This is a genomic window from Burkholderia sp. HI4860 (assembly GCF_002223045.2).
Taxonomy (GTDB): domain Bacteria; phylum Pseudomonadota; class Gammaproteobacteria; order Burkholderiales; family Burkholderiaceae; genus Burkholderia.
The window spans coordinates 2,594,590-2,613,037 of the sequence record NZ_NKFO02000001.1; the positions used below are offsets into that span (position 1 = coordinate 2,594,590).

The 18,448-nt window shown below is 69.6% G+C and carries 17 protein-coding genes; all 17 read right to left on the reverse strand.

Annotation, left to right across the window (positions count from 1 at the left end; all coding sequences use genetic code 11):
* Positions 1-34: 34 nt before the first annotated feature.
* The 17 genes from CFB34_RS11570 to CFB34_RS11650 all read right to left on the reverse strand — a co-directional run bounded on the left by CFB34_RS11570 (position 35) and on the right by CFB34_RS11650 (position 18,422).
* Positions 35-2,497: an MMPL family transporter gene (locus CFB34_RS11570; protein ID WP_089442366.1), complete on the reverse strand. Its 2,463-nt coding sequence runs from the start codon at positions 2,495-2,497 to the stop codon at positions 35-37.
* A 55-nt stretch (positions 2,498-2,552) separates the two neighbouring features.
* Positions 2,553-3,524 (reverse strand): sialidase, encoded by a 972-nt coding sequence (locus CFB34_RS11575; protein ID WP_089442365.1) that lies wholly within the window; start codon positions 3,522-3,524, stop codon positions 2,553-2,555.
* A 150-nt stretch (positions 3,525-3,674) separates the two neighbouring features.
* Positions 3,675-4,880, reverse strand: a complete 1,206-nt coding sequence (locus CFB34_RS11580) for an acetyl-CoA C-acyltransferase (RefSeq protein ID WP_089442364.1) — start codon at positions 4,878-4,880, stop codon at positions 3,675-3,677.
* A 17-nt stretch (positions 4,881-4,897) separates the two neighbouring features.
* The gene (locus tag CFB34_RS11585; protein ID WP_089442455.1) at positions 4,898-5,383 is read right to left on the reverse strand and encodes a MaoC family dehydratase; all 486 of its coding nucleotides are present in this window, start codon (positions 5,381-5,383) and stop codon (positions 4,898-4,900) included.
* Positions 5,383-6,183 (reverse strand): SDR family oxidoreductase, encoded by an 801-nt coding sequence (locus CFB34_RS11590; protein ID WP_089442363.1) that lies wholly within the window; start codon positions 6,181-6,183, stop codon positions 5,383-5,385. Before CFB34_RS11590 ends, CFB34_RS11585 begins: the two co-directional genes overlap by 1 nt.
* The gene (locus tag CFB34_RS11595) at positions 6,180-7,382 is read right to left on the reverse strand and encodes an acyl-CoA dehydrogenase family protein (protein WP_089442362.1); all 1,203 of its coding nucleotides are present in this window, start codon (positions 7,380-7,382) and stop codon (positions 6,180-6,182) included. Before CFB34_RS11595 ends, CFB34_RS11590 begins: the two co-directional genes overlap by 4 nt.
* On the reverse strand, positions 7,379-8,617 hold the full coding sequence (locus CFB34_RS11600) for an acyl-CoA dehydrogenase family protein (RefSeq protein ID WP_089442361.1): 1,239 nt from the start codon (positions 8,615-8,617) through the stop codon (positions 7,379-7,381). Before CFB34_RS11600 ends, CFB34_RS11595 begins: the two co-directional genes overlap by 4 nt.
* Positions 8,618-8,620: 3 nt before the next feature.
* Positions 8,621-9,499 carry an SDR family oxidoreductase gene (locus CFB34_RS11605; protein ID WP_089442360.1) on the reverse strand — a complete coding sequence of 293 codons (879 nt, stop codon included), beginning with the start codon at positions 9,497-9,499 and terminating at the stop codon, positions 8,621-8,623.
* Positions 9,500-9,533: 34 nt separating this feature from the next.
* The gene (locus CFB34_RS11610; protein ID WP_089442359.1) at positions 9,534-10,685 is read right to left on the reverse strand and encodes an acetyl-CoA C-acetyltransferase; all 1,152 of its coding nucleotides are present in this window, start codon (positions 10,683-10,685) and stop codon (positions 9,534-9,536) included.
* The gene (locus CFB34_RS11615; protein ID WP_089442358.1) at positions 10,685-11,752 is read right to left on the reverse strand and encodes an acyl-CoA dehydrogenase family protein; all 1,068 of its coding nucleotides are present in this window, start codon (positions 11,750-11,752) and stop codon (positions 10,685-10,687) included. Before CFB34_RS11615 ends, CFB34_RS11610 begins: the two co-directional genes overlap by 1 nt.
* 35 nt (positions 11,753-11,787) lie before the next feature.
* A complete protein-coding gene (locus CFB34_RS11620) occupies positions 11,788-12,957 on the reverse strand; it encodes an acyl-CoA dehydrogenase family protein (protein ID WP_089442357.1) in 1,170 nt (389 codons plus the stop codon).
* Complete coding sequence (locus tag CFB34_RS11625; protein ID WP_089442356.1) at positions 12,954-13,763, reverse strand: enoyl-CoA hydratase family protein; 810 nt, start codon at positions 13,761-13,763, stop codon at positions 12,954-12,956. The genes CFB34_RS11620 and CFB34_RS11625 overlap by 4 nt, the downstream gene beginning before the upstream one ends.
* Before the next feature lie 25 nt (positions 13,764-13,788).
* The gene (locus CFB34_RS11630; protein ID WP_089442355.1) at positions 13,789-14,877 is read right to left on the reverse strand and encodes a nitronate monooxygenase; all 1,089 of its coding nucleotides are present in this window, start codon (positions 14,875-14,877) and stop codon (positions 13,789-13,791) included.
* Positions 14,874-15,806 carry an enoyl-CoA hydratase gene (locus tag CFB34_RS11635; protein ID WP_089442354.1) on the reverse strand — a complete coding sequence of 311 codons (933 nt, stop codon included), beginning with the start codon at positions 15,804-15,806 and terminating at the stop codon, positions 14,874-14,876. The genes CFB34_RS11630 and CFB34_RS11635 overlap by 4 nt, the downstream gene beginning before the upstream one ends.
* A gap of 8 nt (positions 15,807-15,814) precedes the next feature.
* Positions 15,815-16,612, reverse strand: coding sequence for a ketoacid CoA transferase (locus tag CFB34_RS11640; RefSeq protein ID WP_089442353.1), 798 nt, complete (start codon positions 16,610-16,612; stop codon positions 15,815-15,817).
* 10 nt (positions 16,613-16,622) lie between these two features.
* Positions 16,623-17,516: a CoA-transferase gene (locus tag CFB34_RS11645; protein ID WP_046547957.1), complete on the reverse strand. Its 894-nt coding sequence runs from the start codon at positions 17,514-17,516 to the stop codon at positions 16,623-16,625.
* A 9-nt stretch (positions 17,517-17,525) separates the two neighbouring features.
* Positions 17,526-18,422, reverse strand: coding sequence for a VOC family protein (locus CFB34_RS11650; protein ID WP_089442352.1), 897 nt, complete (start codon positions 18,420-18,422; stop codon positions 17,526-17,528).
* Between the last annotated feature and the right edge of the window lie 26 nt (positions 18,423-18,448).

Below are 18,448 nucleotides of genomic sequence, written 5' to 3' on the forward strand. Positions count from 1 at the left end.
GGCCGGCCGCGCGTGGGGAAAATGGGGGCGCCGGTCAGCGCATCGGGTTGCCGGATTCGAGCGCGGGCGACGGCTTCAGCGATGCCGGGGCCGCCGGCGACGGCGGCTGCCGGTGCGCCACGCGGCGCTCGGCCCGCTCGACGCCGAGCCATGCGGCGAGCGCGGGCAGCAGGAACACCGCGCCGAACAGGTTCACGAGGAACATGAACGCGAGCAGCACGCCCATGTCGACCTGGAACTTCAGCGCGGAGAACGCCCACGTGCCGACGCCGATGAACATCGTGACGGCCGTGAACAGCGCCGCCGTGCCGCGCTGGCGCATCGCGTCGGCGAACGCGTCCGGCAGCGTCGCGCCGTGGCGGATATCGTGCTGCAGGCGCTCGTACAGGTAGATCCCGTAGTCGACGCCCACGCCCACGCCGAGCGTGATCACCGGCAGCGTCGCGACCTTCAGCCCGATGCCGAGGCGCGCCATCACCGCGTTGCACAGGATCGACACGAGCGTGAGCGGCACGATGATGCACAGCACCGCGCGCCACGAGCGGAACGTGACCGCGCAGAGCAGCGCGATCGCGCCGAAGATCGACAGCAGCATCGCGATCTCCGCGTCGCCGACGGCCTCGTTGGTCGCGGCCATCACGCCAACGTTGCCGCCCGCGAGCCGGAACGCGACGTTCGGCGTCGGGTTCTCGGCCGCGAAGCGCTTGATCTCGTCGACGATGTGCGCGATGGTCGTGCCTTCGTGGTTCTTCGTGTAGATCAGCACCTGGATCGCCTTGCAGTTCGCGGTGTTCATCCCGTTGTCGGGGTCGAACGCGTTGGAACCCTGCGTGAGCCCGTCGCTGGAGCGCGGCAGCGCGGCCCAGCGCGGATTGCCCTCGTTGAACGCGGCGATGAACACCTTGCCCTGCGACGACACGCTCGTCACCGACTGCACGCCGGCCACGCCGCGCATGTTCATCTCGAACTTCTCGATCGCGCTCATCACCGGGTAATGCAGGCACGCGTCGTCGAAGCCGGTCGTCTCGACGATCACCGACAGCACGTCCACGCCGATGTTGTACTGGTGGGTGATCGCCGCGTTGTCGAGGTTGTAGCGCGAGTTCGCGCGCAGCTCCGGCGCGCCGGTGCCGATGTCGCCGATCTCCAGCTTGCGCGATTCGAGCGTGCCGCAGGCGAGCAGCGCGAGCGCCACCGCGAACACGCCGAGCGCCGGTGCCGGCCGGGCGAACACCGCGAAGCGCGACCACATCCGGCTGCCGCCGGCCGCCGCCGTGCGCTGCGCACGCGCCAGCGTACCGCGCTCGAGGCGCGTGTACGACAGCAGGATCGGCAGGAACACCTTGTTCGTCACGATCATCAGCAGCACGCCGAGGCACGCGGTGATGCCGAGCTCGCGCACGATGTCGATCCTGATCCGCATGATCACCATGAAGCCGAGCGCGTTGGTCAGCAGCGCGACCGTGCCCGGCACGAACAGCTTGCGGAACGCGTCGCGCGCGGCATCGACCGACGACGCGCCGCGCACCAGCGCCTGCTTCCACGCGTTCGTCATCTGCACCGCGTGCGACACGCCGATCGAGAAGATCAGGAACGGCACGAGGATCGACATCGGGTCGATGCCGAGGCCGAGCAGCGGCAGCGCGCCGAGCAGCCACACGACCGGCAGCAGCGCGACGACGAGCGCCAGCACGGTGGTCTTCAACGAGCGCGTATAGGCGAACAGCAGCGCGGCCGTCACGAGGAACGCGAGCGCGAAGAACGCCATCACGCCCGCGATGCCGTTCTCGACGTCGCCCACCAGCTTCGCGAAGCCGATGATGTTCACGTCGATGCCCTGCTTCGCGTACTTCGCGCGGATCTCCTCCAGCTGGCGCGCGACCGCGCTGTAGTCGAGCCGCTTGCCGGTGGCCGGGTCGGTCTCGCGCAGCTCCGCGCGGATCAGCGCCGACTTCAGGTCGTTGCCGACGAGGCGGCCGATCTGGCCGGAACGGGCGACGTTGCGGCGCACCTTCGCGAGATCGTCCGGGTTCGCGCTCGAGAACTGGCCCGGCACGACCACGTCGCCACGAAAGCCCGCCTCGGTCACCTCCGTGTAGTGGACGTTCGGCGTGAACAGCGAGAACACGCGCGAGCGGTTCACGCCGGGGATGAAGAACACGTCGTCGGTCGCGTGGCGCAGCCCGTCCATGAACGTCTGGTTGTAGATGTCGCCGTAGCCCTTCCAGCGCAGGCTCACGAGGATCGTGTTGGCGCCGGGGAACGCGCCCGCATAGCGCTCGAACACCTGCATGTACGGGTGCTGCATCGGGATCATCTTGTTGAAGCCCGGATCGAGCTTCAGCCGCGTCGCGGACAGCCCAAGCGCGAGCGTCACCGCGACGCACAGCAGCATCAGCAGCTTGCGCCGGCGGATGATCGTGTCGGCGCAGCGCTCGACGAACGCGGCGAGGCGCGACGCGGGGACGGCTTCAGGGGGGCGTGACAGGTCGTTCATGGAATTCTCTTGTCGATGCGAAACGAACGGGAGCAGGCAGCACGACGGCCGCGCGTCAGGACGGCGTTGACGCAGCCGCGCCGGCGAGCGGCGCGACACCGGCTTCGCCGCCGAGCAGCAGCGCGCCGTGGCCCATGTCGAGCACGGCCGCGAGGCTCTGCACGCCGCCGAGCTTGCGCACGTCGAAGGTCAGCCCGCCGTCGCGCGACGCGACGATCGCGCCGCCCTGGCCCACCAGCACGAGTTCGCCGTCGGCGAGCTGGGTCGCGCCGAAGTACGACACCGGCACGTGGCTGTCGACGTGCGTCCAGGTCGCGCCGCGATCGGTGCTGCGCACCACGTTGCCGCGCATCCCGTATGCGACCCAGTCGCCGTTCGCGAGCATCAGCGCGCCGAACAGCGAACCGGCATACGGCGACGGCAGCTTGTCCCACGTCGTACCGTTGTCGGTCGAGCGCAGCAGCGTGCCGCTCTCGCCCGCGACCAGCAGGTTGCCGTGGCCGTCGCCAACGATCGCGTTCAGGTGACGGTCGCCGGCCGGCGTCTTCACGGTCTGCCACGTGAGGCCCGCGTCGTCCGAGCGCAGTAGCTGGCCGAAGCTGCCGGCCGCGAACAGCGGGCCGTTGGCCGCACCCCATACGGACAGCAGCGGATCGGAATGCGCGTGGTCCATGTGCACGTCGCGCCAGTGCAGGCCGGCGTCGTCGCTGCGCACGATCCGGCCGTCGTGGCCGACCGCGATCCCGAGCGTCGGCGTGATGAAGCGCACCTGCGTGAGTGTCGACGCCTGGTCGGGTGTGGTCGAAGCCGGTCGCCAGTGGGCGCCCGCGTCGTCGCTCAGCAGGATCACGCCGCGTTCGCCGACCGCGACGATGCGCGTGCCGGCCCGGGCGAGCCCGTTGATCTGCAGGCGGTCCGCGTGGATCGCGGTAACCGGGAACGCCGGCAGCGGGCGCGGCGAAAACGCGAACAGCGCGGCGCCGAGCACGAGCGCCGACATCGCGAGTCCGGGCAAAGTTCGTTTCATCGCTTGTCTCCTGTGTCTGCGTGCGACGACGGTTCGCGCCCTCGCGCCCACCGCCGTCGCCTGCATGTCTCCGGGCCGTCGGTCGTTGCCGCGGCCTCGAATGGTCCTGAATGGCGGGCCGCTCGTATCGCGCGGCCCGTCCGCGCGCCGCTACGCGCCGACTTCGAACAGCGCGGCGGCACCCATCCCGCCGCCGATGCACATCGTCACCACCGCGTGCCGCACGCCGCGCCGCGCGCCTTCGAGCAGCGCGTGCATCGTCATCCGCGTACCCGACATCCCGAACGGATGGCCGAGCGCGATCGCGCCGCCATCGACGTTCAGCCGGTCGTCGGGAATGCCGAGCGTGTCGCGGCAGTACAGCGCCTGGCACGCGAACGCCTCGTTCAGCTCCCACAACCCGATGTCGCCGACGTTCATCCCGAAGCGCGCCAGCAGCTTAGGAATCGCGAACACCGGGCCGATGCCCATCTCGTCGGGCTCGCAGCCGGCCACCGCGAGGCCGCGGAACGCGCCGAGCGGCGTCAGGCCACGGCGCACCGCCTCGCTGCGCGACATCACGACCACGGCGGCCGCGCCGTCCGACAGTTGCGACGCATTGCCGGCCGTCACGAACTCGCCCTGCTCTACGACCTTGCCGCCGCTCCACGACGGCTTCAGCCCCGCGAGCCGCTCGGCCGTCGTGTCGGCGCGCACGCCTTCGTCGCGCGCGGCGTGCACGTCCTCGAAGCCGGCCGGGTTGCCTTCCTTGTCGAACAGCGCACGCCGCACGTCGAGCGGCGCGATTTCCGCGTCGAAGCGGCCGGCCGCCTGGGCTTCAGCGGTGCGCTGGTGGCTCTGCAGCGCGAATTCATCCTGTGCGGCACGCGAGATCCCGTAGCGGCGCGACACGATCTCGGCCGTCTCCATCATCGCCATGTACGCAGCAGGCTGATGGTCGAGCACGGCCTGCGAGCGCGCGCGATACGCGTTCTTGTGCTTGTTCTGCGTGAGCGAGATCGACTCGACGCCGCCCGCGACGACGATCCGCGCGTCACCCGCGCCGATGCTGCGCGCGGCGCTCGCGATCGACATCAGCCCCGACGAGCACATGCGGTCGATCGCCATGCCGGGCACCGACGCCGGCAGCCCGGCCGCCGCGGCCGACAGGCGGCCGATGTTGTAGCCCTGCGTGCCCTGCTGCGCGGCGCAACCGATCAGCACGTCGTCGACGTCGGCCGGCGCGACACCCGCGCGTTCGAGTGCCGTGCGCACGACGTGGCCGCCCAGCGCCGGCGCCTCGGTGTCGTTGAACATGCCGCGAAACGCCTTGCCGATCGGCGTGCGTGCGACGGAAACGATGACTGCGTCTTCCATGTCTCTGCTCTCTGAATCTAGAAGTAGTAACGACTGATCGTGTCGGCCACGCAGCCGGGCTTCGCTTCGCCTTCGATCTCGACGGTCACGCGAATCCAGGCCTGCACACCGCCGTCGAGCGGCTCGACGCGCAGCAGCTCGCCGACGCCGCGCACGCGCGCACCGACCTTCACCGGCGCCGGGAAACGGATCCGGTCGCAACCGTAGTTGACGCCGAGCCGCGCGCCGTCGATCCGCACGATCTGCGGCAGGAAGTGATTGACGAGCGACAACGTCAGGTACCCGTGCGCGATGCACGCGCCGAACGGGCCGTTCTTCGCGCGCACCGGGTCGACGTGCACCCACTGGTGGTCGCCCGTCGCATCGGCGAAACCGTCGATGCGGAGTTGATCGATCGCGAGCCATGCGCTCGCGCCGAGCGTGTCGCCGACGGCCGCCGCGAGTTCGCCGGGATGCGCGAACACGCGGGGCGCCGCGCGCACGGGGTCGAGGGTCGCGCTCATCATGCGTGCTGGCTGCTGACCGACAGCACTTCGCCGGTCATGTACGACGCGTAATCGCTTGCAAGGAACACCATCACGTTCGCGACCTCCCAGACTTCCGCGGCGCGCCCGAAGGCTTCGCGCGACGCCAGTTGATTCAACAAATCGGCCGGGGCCGACTTCTTCAGAAAATCGTGCATCGCGATGCTCGGCGCGACCGCGTTGATGCGCACGCCGTACGGCGACGCCTCGAGCGCCGCGCAGCGCGTGAGCGCCATCACGCCCGCCTTCGCCGCCGCGTAGTGCGCCTGCTCCGCCTGCGCGCGCCAGCCGAGTACCGATGCGTTGTTGACGATCGCGCCGCGGCCTCGGGCCTGCATGTGCGGCAGCATCGCGCGCGTCATCCGGAACGTCCCGGTCAGGCTAATGTCGATCACGCGCGACCATTCGGCATCGTCCATATCGACGATGCGGGTCGAGCCGCCAAGCCCGGCGTTGTTGATCAGCACGTCGACGCCGTCGAGCTTGTCCAGCGCTTGCGCGACCAGCGCCTGCACGTCGGCCTCCACCGCGACGTTGCACAGGCGGCCGTAGACCTGTTGCAGCCCCGTTTCGGCGCGCAGCGTCTCGACTGCCTGTTCGAGGCGTTTTTCGTGGATGTCGGAGATGAACAGCGCGCGGCAGCCTTCTTCCGCGCAGCGGCGCGCGGCCGCGAAGCCGATGCCGGCGCCGGCGGCGGCCGTGATCAGCACCGATTTGCCGGCGAGCAGCTGGTGGCCCGGCACGTAGGCCGGCGCTTTCTGGATCTGGGGTTCGGTCATGCTGTTCCTCTCGCTTCCCTGGGCATGCCGAGCCCGCGCTCGGCCATGATGTTGAGCTGGATTTCGTTGGTGCCCGCGTAGATCGTGTCCGCGCGGGAGAACAGGAACACGCGCTGCAGATGGGTGAGCTTTTCGTCGGCCGGGTAGATCACGTTCGCGCGCGGGCCGAGGGCATCCATCGCGAGCTGGCCGAGGTCGCGGTGCCAGTTCGACCAGAAATACTTGTAGATCAGCGCCTCGCGGCGCAGCGGCGTACCGGCGCCGGCATCGGTGTCGTCCGCGCCGGACAGCATTCGCAGCGCGTTGTAGCGCATCACGCGCAGCCCGGCCCACGCGCGGCCGATCCGCTGGCGCAGCACGGGATCGCGGTCCGCGCCCGATTCACGCGCGGCGTCGATCACCCATTCGAGTTCGCGGACGAACTGCATCTGCTGGCCGAGCGTCGACATCCCGCGCTCGAAGCCGAGCAGCGTCATCGCGATCCGCCAGCCGTCGCCGGGTGCGCCGACGAGGTCGCGGGCTTCCGCTCTTGCGCCGTCGAAAAATACTTCGTTGAATTCGGCACCGCCGTTGAGCTGCTTGATCGGCCGGATCTCGATACCCGGCTGGTCGAGCGGCATCAGCAGGAACGACAACCCCTTGTTGCCCTTCGACGCGGGATCGGTGCGCGCCAGCACGAAAATCCAGTCGGAATCGTGTGCGAGCGACGTCCAGACTTTCTGGCCATAGACGCGCCACGTGCCGTCCGCATCCTGTTCGGCGCGCGTGCGTACGTTGGCCAGGTCGGACCCCGCGCCGGGCTCCGAATAGCCCTGGCACCAGAACTGTGTGCCAGCGAGGATGCCGGGCAGGAAACGCGCGCGCTGGTCGTCGGTGCCGCATGCAACGAGCGTCGGCCCGAGCAGCCCTTCGCCGATATGGCCCATCCGCCCGGGGCCGCCGGCACGGGCGTATTCCTCGTGGAAGATCACCTGTTCAGCAACCGAGAAGCCGCGCCCGCCGGCATCCGTCGGCCAGCCGAGCCCGGTCCAGCCGCCCTTCGCCAGTTCCTGCTCCCACGCCTTGCGCAGCTCGGGCCACGCTTCCTCGTCGCCGGGGCCACCGCGGTATTTCAGGCATGCGAAGTCACCGGTCAGGTGCGACTGCACCCAGTCGGCCACTTCGTGCCGCAATTGCTGTTCGCGCGTTTCGCTGTTCATTGCAGGGCTCCTGCGCGTGCGGCCGATGGACGCGATGCCATCGCCCCGGCGGGTGCGAATGCGGCGTCGCGATGCGATCCGCGGCCGTCGATCGCATGGGTCGCGATCCATTCGAGCAGTTGCGGCGTGCTGCCGAACTGCGCTCCCGACGCCTGTGCGCGCTTGAAATAGAGATGCGGGTCGTATTCCCACGTAAAGCCGACGCCGCCGTGCAACTGGATCGCCTCCTGTGCGCAGAATGCATACGCGTCGTTCGCGGCGGATTTCGCGGCGGCGATGTCGGCACGCAATGCGTCGCTCGGCTGCGTGTTACCGGCTTCGGCATCCCACGCATGTGCAGCCCCGAGCACGGCCGAGCGCGCCGATTCGATCAGCACCATCATCTGTGCGCAGCGGTGCTTGACGGCCTGGAACGATGCAATCGCACGGCCGAACTGCACGCGCTGGCTCGTGTAGTCGAGCGTCAGGTCGAGGCATTGCTGGGCGCCGCCGAGCTGTTCGGCGGCCAGCGCGAGTGCCGCGAACCAAGAGGTGCGCTCCAGCGCCTGCACCGCCGCCGTGCCGCACGCCAGCAGCGCGTCGCGGCTCACGCGGGCTTCGTCGAATACCACGCGCGCGATCGGCCGTGTTGCGTCGAGCGTGTCGAGCGGCGTGACTTTGAGCCCGGATGCCGTTGCGACGTCGATGGCGAACAGGCCGATCGACTGCCCTTCGTTCGCGATCCGCGCGGGCACCAGCAGCAGGTCGGCACGCGCGCCGTCGAGCACCTGTTCGAGCGTGCCGGACAGCGCGTAGCCGCCCGCCGTTTCTTCCGCGACGACCGGCAGTAGCCATGCGCCGGTCGGCAGGTCGAACGGCAGCGCCAGCGTCGCGCTGCACGCGCCTTCTCCGATCCTTGCCAGCCAGTCTTTCGCCAGCGGCGTCTCGGCACAGCCCGCGAGCGCGGTCGCCGCGAGGCACGCCGTCGAAAAATACGGCACGCACGCGATGCGCCGGCCGAGCTGCTCCATCAGGACGGTCTGCTCGACCGCACCGAGCCCCAGCCCGCCGGCCGCCTCGGGCAATGCGAGCGCATTCCAGCCGAGTTCGGTGGACAGCGCGGCCCACAACGCATCGTCGCGGCCGGCCGACTGCTCGAGCGCGCGGCGCACGTCGGCGGACGCGCTGCGCTCGGCAAGCACGTCGGCCGCCGCATCGCGGATCATCGCCTGTTCGTCGGTGAGCGCCAGATCCATTTCTCAGCTCCCGTACACGCGCTGCGCGGGGCGCGCAGCGGCGAGCAGCCGTGCCACCGCCGGGCCGACCTCGGCCGCCGCCCAGCGCGCGCCGCGATCGACGCTCGGGCCGGTGCGCCAGCCTTCCGCGACCGCGATCATCCCGCCAGCGACCTCGAACACCTGGCCCGTCACGTCGGCCGACAGCGCGCTGCCGAGCCACACGACCAGCGGCGCGACGTTGGCCGGATCGAAATAGTCGAAGCCGCCGTCCTCGGGCTTCTTCATCATGTCGGCAAACACGCCTTCGGTCATCGACGTGCGCGCGGCCGGCGCCAGCGCATTCACGCGCACGCCGTAACGCTGTAGCTCGGCTGCCTGCATCAGCGTGAGCGCGGCGATGCCAGCCTTTGCCGCGCCGTAGTTCGACTGGCCGATCGAGCCTTGCAGCCCGGCGCCCGAACTGGTGTTGACGATCCGCGCGTCGACCGGGTTGCCCGCCTTCGCCGCATCGCGCCACACGCGCGCCAGCACGCTCGACAGGCAGAAGTGGCCGCGCAGGTGCACGCGCATCACGTCGTCCCAGTCGGTTTCGGTCATGCTCGTGAACATCTTGTCGCGGCAGATGCCCGCGTTGTTGACGAGCACGTGCACGTCGCCGAATGCTTCGCGTGCCGCGTCGACGATCCGCTGTGCGGTGTCGACCCGCGTGATGTCGTCCGCATTGGCAAGCGCGCGACCGCCGCGCTGTGCGATCTCGTCGACGACCGCCTGCGCGGCGTCGTGCCGGATGTCGTTGACGACGACCGCCGCGCCTTCGGCCGCGAACGCCAGCGCGTATTCGCGCCCGAGCCCGCCGCCCGCGCCGGTGATGATGACGGTGCGTCCGTTACAGATTCCCATGCTTGTGCCTCGTGGATCGTGAAAGGTGGCGCGCTCACAGGCGCTCGATGATCGTGACGTTCGCGAGGCCGCCGCCTTCGCACATCGTCTGCAGCCCGTAGCGGCCGCCCGTGCGCTCCAGTTCGTGCAGCAGCGTCGTCATCAGCCGTGCGCCGGTCGCGCCGAGCGGATGGCCGAGCGCGATGCCCCCGCCGTTCGGGTTGGTCTTTTCGTGCGGGAAACGCGTATCGGCAAGCCAGGCCTGCGCGACCGATGCGAATGCCTCGTTCATCTCGACGACGTCGATCCGAGACCAGTCGAGGCCGCTCTTCTTCAACGCAGCCTTCGTCGCGGGAATCGGCGCGGTGAGCATCCACAGCGGATCGTCGCCGAGCACGCTCAGGTGATGGATGCGTGCGCGCGGCGTGAGGTTGTAGCGCTTCAACGCCTCCTCCGACACGATCAGCAGCGCGGCGGCCGCGTCGCACGTCTGGCTCGCGACGGCAGCCGTCAGCGAGCCACCCGGCGTCAGCGGTTCGAGCGTCGCCATCTTCTCCAGCGACGTGTCGGGGCGTGGCGTTTCGTCGTGCAGCACGCCTTCGAGCGGCACGATTTCCCGCTTGAAATGCCCAGCCTCGATCGCCGCCACCGCGCGGCGGTGGCTTTCGAGCGCATAGCGCTCCATTGCGTCGCGCGACAGGTTCCAGTGATCGGCGATCCGCTGCGCGGCGACGAACTGCGACACCGGCGCGTCGCCGAAGCGCGCGCGCCAGCCGGTGCTGCCCGAGAACGGATCGTTGAAGCCGAGCGGCGCCGCGCAGGTCATCCCGGACGAGATCGGGATCTGCGTCATCGTCTGCACGCCGCCGGCCACCACCACGTCCTGCACGCCGCTCATCACGGCCTGCGCGGCAAAATGCACGGCCTGCTGCGACGAGCCGCACTGGCGATCGACCGTCACACCCGGCACCTGTAGCGGCAGCCCGGCCGCGAGCCAGCAGGTGCGCGCGATGTTGCCCGCGAGCGGGCCGATCGTGTCGACGCAGCCGAACACCACGTCGTCGTATTCATCGGCGGGAATCGCGTTGCGCTCGACCAGCGTCTTCAGCACGAAGCCGCCGAGGTCCGCCGCATGCACGTGCGCAAGCCCGCCCTTGCGACGGCCGGTCGGCGTGCGCAGCGCGTCGACGATATAGGCTTGTCTCATCAGTTCAATTCCTCGAGGTCGAAGGTCTGTGCGGGGCCGATCGGCAACGCGTCGCCGAGGATCGCGTCGGCCACGCGGGCCTTGTGGAACGCGCTGTCGCCCCAGCTGCCGGACAGCGCCCAGATGCGTTTCATGAAGATCTGCAGGTCGAGCTCCCACGTGTAGCCGATCGCGCCGTGCACCTGCATCGAGTGGCGGGCGGCGAGCTGCGCGGCCGACGTCGCCGCGAGCTTCGCGTGCGACACGAATACCGCGCGCTGCGGGTGATCGTCGGCGATCGCCTGCGCGGCACGTGCGACCACCGGCCGTGCGAACTCGTAGCGGATCGCGACATCGGCGAGCAGGTGCTTGAGCGCCTGGTACGAACCGATCGCCTTGCCGAACTGCTTGCGCTGCGCGCTGTAGTCGATCGCGACGTCGAGCACGCGCTGCGTGAGGCCGAGCAGCTGCGCGGCCACCGCGAACGCGCCGTGGTCGAGCGCGCGGTTCAGCAGCGGCGCGGCTTCGTCGGCGCTCGCGATGCGGGTGGCCGCCGACGGCTCCCAGTCGAGCGTGAACAGCCGCCGCGACGGGTCGACGCTGTCGACCGCACGCCACGCGCACTGCGCGGGGTCGACGCGGTGCAGCTCGCCTCGGTGCTCGCACAGCAGCGTCTGCGCGACGTGCACGTCGGCCGCATACGGATTCACCGGATGCACGAGCGCGACGCGCGCACGTCCTTCGGCGATGTCGCGCAGCAGCGCATCGCGCCAGTCGCTCGCCGGCAGCCGCGCCAGCACGCCGGCCGACACGAGCGCCGTGTCGAGCAGCGGCTCGGGGCTGCCGAAATAGCCGTAGGCCTGCGCGAGGAGCGCCCATTCCGCTTCGGTCAGGCCGAGGCCGCCGTGCGCCTCGGGCACCGACACGGCGGTCAGCCCCTGCGACGCGAACAGCGCCCACAGGTCGTCCGAACGCCCGGTCGGCGTGGCCCACAGCTCGCGGATCAGCTCGGGCGTCATCTCGGTCATCAGCAAGCGCTTCACGCTGTCCGCGAGCGCTTCCTGGTCTTCATCGAATACGAAATCCATACGATGTCCGTTCTGTAAGAGTGGCGCCGGCGCGCTTACGCGCGCGGCATGCCGAGCATCCGTTCGGCGACGATGTTGCGCTGGATCTCGTTGGTGCCCGCGTAGATCGTGCCGGCCTGCGCGAACAGGAAGCCGTCGAGCCAGTGGCCGAGCGTCGCGTGCTGCGCGGCCGTCTGCGGGACGACCTCGCCGTGCGCGCCGAGGATGTCGAGCGCGGTCTGGTGCATGCGCAGATCGAGTTCCGACCAGAACACCTTGTTGGTACTCGATTCCGCGCCGATATGACCGCCCTTCAGCAGCCGGCTCGCGGTCGCGTAGGTCGACAGCGCATACGCCTGCGCATCCATCCATGCCTGCACCACGCGTTCGCGCAGCGTCGGATCGCGATCGGTGCTGTCACGGTGCGCGAGATACAGGTCGCGCAGCGCCTGTGCGGTGCGCTGGAAGCGTGCCGGCGAACGCAGCATCAGCCCGCGCTCGAACCCGGCCGTCGCCATCGCGACCTGCCAGCCCGCGCCTTCGGCCGCGAGCCGGTTCTCGACCGGCACGCGCACGTCGTCGAAGAAGATTTCTGCGAAGCCGGTCTGCCCGTTCAGCTGGCGGATCGGCCGCACCGTGATGCCCGGCGCGGACAGCGGCACCATCAGGAACGTGAGCCCGTGGTGACGCGACGATTCAGGATCGCTGCGAAAGAGGCCAAACAGCCAGTCGGCCCACACCGCGCGCGTCGACCAGATCTTCTGGCCGTTCAGCACGTACTCGTCGCCGATGCGGGCGGCCGTCGTGCGGATCGCGGCCATGTCGGAACCCGCGTTCGGCTCCGACCAGCCCTGCGCCCACACGTGCTCGCCGGCCGCCATCGCGGGCAGGAAGCGCGCCTTTTGCTCCGCCGTGCCGAAATCCATCAGCGTCGGGCCGAGCAGGAAGATGCCGTTCTGGTTCACGCGCATCGGCGCGTCGGCACCCCAGTACTCTTCTTCGAAGATCAGCCACTCGATCAGGTCGCAGCCGCGCCCGCCCAGCTCGCGCGGCCATGTGACCATGCTCCAGCGGCCGGAGTGCAGCGTGCGCTCCCATTCGCGGTGCGCGGCGAAGCCTGCCTCGGTGTCGAAGCTCGGCAAGCGCTCACGCGGCACGTGCGCCGCGAGCCAGGCGCGGATCTCCGCGCGAAACGCCTGTTGCTGCGGCGTATAGGTCAAGTTCATGCGCGTGCCTCCCCGGCGGTTGCCTGCGCATCGAAACGCGCATCGCGCTTCTCGACGAACGCGGCCCGCGCTTCCGTCGAGTCGTTCGTCATGTACGCCTGCAGCGTGAAGCCCTGCTCCCAGCGATACTTGTCCTCGAGATCGCCGTCCTCGACGCCGTTCAACGCCTCCTTCGCGAGCCGCACCATCGCCGGGCTCTTCTCCGCGATCTTGCGAGCGATCGCCAGCGCGGCGTCGCGCAGCGTGTCGCGCGTCACGACTTGCTCGACCGCGCCGAGCCGGTACGCTTCCGCCGCGTCGATCATGTCGCCGGTGAAGTACATCGCGCGCACCTTCTGCACGCCGAACAGCCGCTGCAGGTGCGCGCCGCCGCCCATCGCGCCGCGGTCGATCTCGGGCACGCCGAAACGCGCGCAATCGGCCGCGACGACGATGTCCGCCGCCCCGCAGATGCCGATCCCGCCGCCGAGCACGAAGCCGTGCACGGCCGCGATCACCGGCTTCGGGTTGCGGTGCACCGCACGGAACGTCTCGTAGTTGCCCGCGTTGACCGCGACGATCCGCTCGGGATGCGCGGCCAGTTCCTTGATGTCGACGCCCGCGCAGAAGCCGCGCCCTTCTCCACGTATGACGATCACGCGGATGTCGTCGTCCTCGCCGAGCGTGTCGAGTGCGTGCGAGAGCGCATGCCAGCCCTGCGCGTCGAGCGCGTTCACGGGCGGATGGGCGATCACGAGTTCGGCGATGCCGTCCGCGCGATCGATCCGGAACGGCGTTGCGCCGGCCGGTTGGTTGGATGCTGTCATCTCCTCTGCCTCCCTGTGATTGTGTTCACGCGGCCTGTGCGGCCGGCGCGCCGCGCAGCGCGGCCAGTGCGTCGAGCCGCTCGCCGGCGTCCGCGACGATCCGTGCGATCAATGCGTCGCACGATTCGATCGCGCCGATCATCGCGGCCGCCTGGCCGCTCGGCAGCACGCCTTCATCCGGGCGGCCCTCGACGATCGCGCGCTGGATCAGGAACGGCGCGTTCGCGGCCATCAGCGTCTGGCTCGCCGTGTAGTCGTGCGAGCGCAGCGCCTTGATCGCGAGGCCGAGCATGTCGCCCGTGCTCAGGCCGTTCTGGCGGCGCCAGGCTTCCGCCGTCTTCAACGCGAACCACGTGCGGCGCAGCGGCCCGAAGCGTTCGAGCTTCAGCAGGTACGGGTTGTCGATCATCCGTTGCGGCAGCCCGTCGAGCGCGTCCGATACGCGGATGCGCGCCGGGTCGCCCACCGCGACGTAGCGTTCGAGCGTCTCGCGCGGCACCGGCGATTCGGCGCTCATCAGGAAGCGCGTGCCCATCGCGATGCCGGCCGCGCCGTACGCGAGCGCGGCCGCCAGCCCGCGCCCGTCGAAGAACCCGCCGGCCGCGACCACCGGCACGCGCACCGCGTCGAGCACCTTCGGCAGCAGCAGCGTGGTGGGCACCGAGCCGGTGTGGCCGCCGCCTTCCGCGCCCTGCACGGTGACGATGTCCGCGCCGAGTTCGACCGCTTTCGCCGCATGCTTCGGTGCGCCGACGGTCGGCATGCAGACGATGCCGGCCTCCTTGAAGCGGCGGATCGTCTTCGCATCGGGCCCGCGGCCGTAGCTCACCGCGCGCAGCCGGTGCTTGATCGCCAGTTCGACGACCTGCTGCGCGTTCTTCTGGAACATGTGGAAGTTGATGCCGAACGGCTGGTCCGTCAGCGACTTCACCTTCAGGATCTCGGCCTCGACCTGGTCGGGTTCGAGCGTCGCGCCGGCCAGGAAGCCGAAGCCGCCGGCGTTGCCGGTGGCCGCGACGAGCCGGGCATCGGCTACCCAGCCCATCGCGGTCTGCACGATCGGATAGCGGCAGCCGAGCAGGTCGCACAAAGGCGTATGCAGCGTCGTGCTCATGCGGCGGCTCCGTTGACGGCAACCGGTGCCTGCGTCTGAGCCTGTGTATCGCCGCGGTCCGCGCCGTTCGGCTGGCGCTGCGAGCTGGCCATGCTGCGCGCGTCGTAGCCGCCGAGGCGATCGCCGCTCACCAGTTCGTTGTGCGCATGCGCGAAGTGATGCCACGCGAACGCCGCGTCCATCGCCGCGCGCTTGCCCTGCAGCTCCTCGACGTGGTTCAGCGCCTGCTTGGTCAGCGTGAGCCCGAGGCGCGGCATCGTCGCGATCTTCGCGGCGATCGCGTAGGCCGCGTCGCGCAGCCGCTCGCGCGGCACCACGCGGTTGACCATCCCCATCTGGTACGCGCGCTCGGCCGGCATCCGCTCGCCGAGGAACAGGAATTCCTTCGCGATGCGCGGGTTCAGCTCGTACGCATGCGCGAAATACTCGACGCCCGGAATCCCCATCCGCACGACCGGATCGGCGAAAAATGCATCCTCGGACGCGACGATCAGGTCGCACACCCACGCGAGCATCAGCCCGCCCGCGATGCACGCGCCCTGCACCATCGCGATCGTCGGCTTCGGCAGGTCGCGCCAGCGCCGGCACATCCCGAGGTACACCTCCTGCTCGCGCGCATAGAGGAATTCGCCGCCTTCCTTGTCGACGTGGTCGTACCACAGCGACGCGCGATCGAACGACTCGTGGATGTCGCGGCCCGGCGTGCCGATGTCGTGGCCCGCCGAGAAATGCTTGCCGGCGCCCGCGAGCACGATCGCCTTCACCGCGTCGTCGTGCGCCGCGCGCCGGAACGCCGCGTCGAGCGCATACGTCATCTTCGAGTTCTGCGCGTTGTGATACTCGGGGCGGTTCATCGTGATCGTCGCGATGCCGTTCTCGACCGCGTAATCGACGACACCGTCGCCGAAGGTCACCTGGGTCGCTTCCATGTCTGACCTCATCCCCGGCGCGGCGCCGGATTGTTGCGCACGATCGTCGCGCGCAGGTTGTGCGGATCGAGCGCACGGACGATACGCAGGTCTTCCGCGTTCGGCGGGGCCGTCGTGCCGAGGTCGGGTGCGGCCACCAGCGGGAAGCCCGTCGCGTCCTGCACCTCGTCGAAGCTCACGCCCGGATGCAGCGAACGCACGCGGATCGCATGGTCCGGCCCGCCGAAATCCATCACGCACAGGTCGGTGACGATGCTGCGCAGGTCGACGAAGGTCTTCATGCCGGGCAGCCGGCGCGCCGGGTTGTAGCCGACCGTGCACACCATGTCGACTTCGCTCTCGACGAACGTGCGCTTGCCGTGGCCGCTGACGAAGAACGAGTTCGCGTGGTTCGTCGTGTTGCCGGGGAAGCCCCGTGCGCCGAGCAGCTGGGTTTTCGGGTGCGCGTAGTCGTCGCCGAGCCACGAGATGTTGGCCTGGCCGAAACGGTCGATCTGCGTCGGCATCACGAGTGCGTGGCGGCGGCCGTGCCACAGGCAGTCGAACACGCGCTCGTAGGTCATCCAGCCGCTCGCCTTCACGCGATAGCCGTCGGGGCGGGGCCCGAGCGGCACCGGCTCCTCGACGAGATACGCTTCGCCGTCGGTCAGCATCAGCCCGTTGTTGTATGCGAGCCGCGCGAGGCCGGCCGCAAGCCGCGGGCCCGTGCCGATGCCGGTCGCGAGCACTTCGCCGTCGTCGCGCCAGAGCCGCGCGGACGCGACGATCATCAGTTCCGCGAGGGAATGGTCGAGAGATTCGCTCACAGGCGCTCCTTTACAGAATCGGCAACGGCAGCGTCGTCACGTGCGACAGGCCGCCGACGCCTTCGAGGTACCGGCGTTCGTCCTGGCCGACCACGTCGCGCAGGTACGCCGTCGTTTTTGCATCGTCTTCCGCGCTCGCGCAGTACGCGCGCAGGTGCGGCAGGTCCCAGCCGTAGGCGGGCCCGCACGACGTCGGGTGCGCGCCGCCCGGCGCATGCACGACGCCGGTGACGAGCGAGCGCTCGAACGGGTTACGTTTGGCGGCGTCGAGGTCCTCGCTCGCGAGCGACGCATCGACCGTTTCCGCAGACACGTAGCAGCGCTGTGCGGCCCGCGCCATCCACGCATCGAAGAACGGATCCGGGCCGTCGATGCGCGTGTTGCCCATCCGGTCGGCCGCGTTCACGTGCAGCAGCGCGACGTCGAGTTCGATCGCGGGCATCGCGAGCAGCGTTTCGCCGTCGTCGTACGGCGATTGCACGGTGCGCAGTTGCGGCGCGTGATCGAGCAGCGCGGTGCCGAGCCCGGCGCGCGTCGGCAGGAACGGCAAGCGTGCGGCGGCCGCGCGCAGACCGAGCTGCAGCATCCCTTCGTCGAGTTCGAGCACGTCGACTCGGCCCTGCTCGCGAGCGCGGCGGAAATGCGGCTCGAGCGGAATCACGTCGAGCGACACGAAGCCGAACACCACCTTGCGCACCTTGTTCGCCGCGCACAGCAGGCCGACATCGGCGCCGCCGTACGCGACGATCGTCAGGTCCTTCAGGTTCGAGCGCGCGATTTCGCGCACCAGCGCCATCGGCTTGCGCCGCGGCCCCCATCCGCCGATGCCGATCGTCATGCCGTCGGCGAGTTGCGCGACCACGTCGCGCGCGGACATCGTCTTGTCGAGAGGTTTCATCGTCATCGTGCTGGCTTACCGGTATCCGATGCTGAAATCGTGGCCCCACTGGCTCACCTTCGTGGCCTCGAACACCGCGTGCTTCGACCAGTCGACCGTGAGGCCGCCGAAGCCGTATTCGAGATCGAAGCCGCCGGGGGTCTTCATGTAGAAAGAGATCATCTGGTCGTTGCAGTGGCGGCCGAGCGTCGCGGACAGCTTCACGTCGTGCGCGGCCACGCGATCGAGCGCGCGGCCCACTTCGTCCATCGAGTCGACTTCCGCCATCACGTGCACGCAGCCCGACGGCACGGCCATCTCGAACAGCGCGAGGCTGTGATGGCGCGCGTTGCGGCAGTGCATGAAGTGAATGCGTTTCTCGGGTTCGGCCGGATCGGGCGTGAACTTCACGCGATAGATGTCGGACAGCTCGAAGCCGAGCACGCCGCGCACGAATGCGTCGGTCGCGTCGAACTGCGGCGCGGGCAGCACCGCGTGGCCGAGCCCCATGTCGCCGGTGACGAAGTGCGGGACACCCAGCGGCGACACGAAGCGGCAGAAGTCGCAGCGCGCGCCCCAGTACAGCTCGTGGCGGTTGCCGGACGGGTCGGTGCACCACGCCATCGCCTGCACGCGGCGCAGCGCGGCTTCGTCGCGGTTGGCGCGCACCGGCTCGACGCCCGCGCGCTGCAGGGCCGCCAGCGCGGCGTCGAACGCGGCGCCGTCGGGCAGTTCCCAGCCCGACGCGAAATAGCGGTCGGCCTGGCCGGGGACGATCACGTAGCGGAAATCGCGTTCGTCCATCTTCAGGTACAACGCGCCGTCGGGCGCGTCGATCGCCTGCATGCCCAGCACGTCTTCCGCGTAGCGGCGCCACGCATCGACGCGGGTCGCCTCGACGACGACATAGCCAAGCGCACGGACATCGATCATGTCGGCCTCCTCCTCGTTCAGAATCC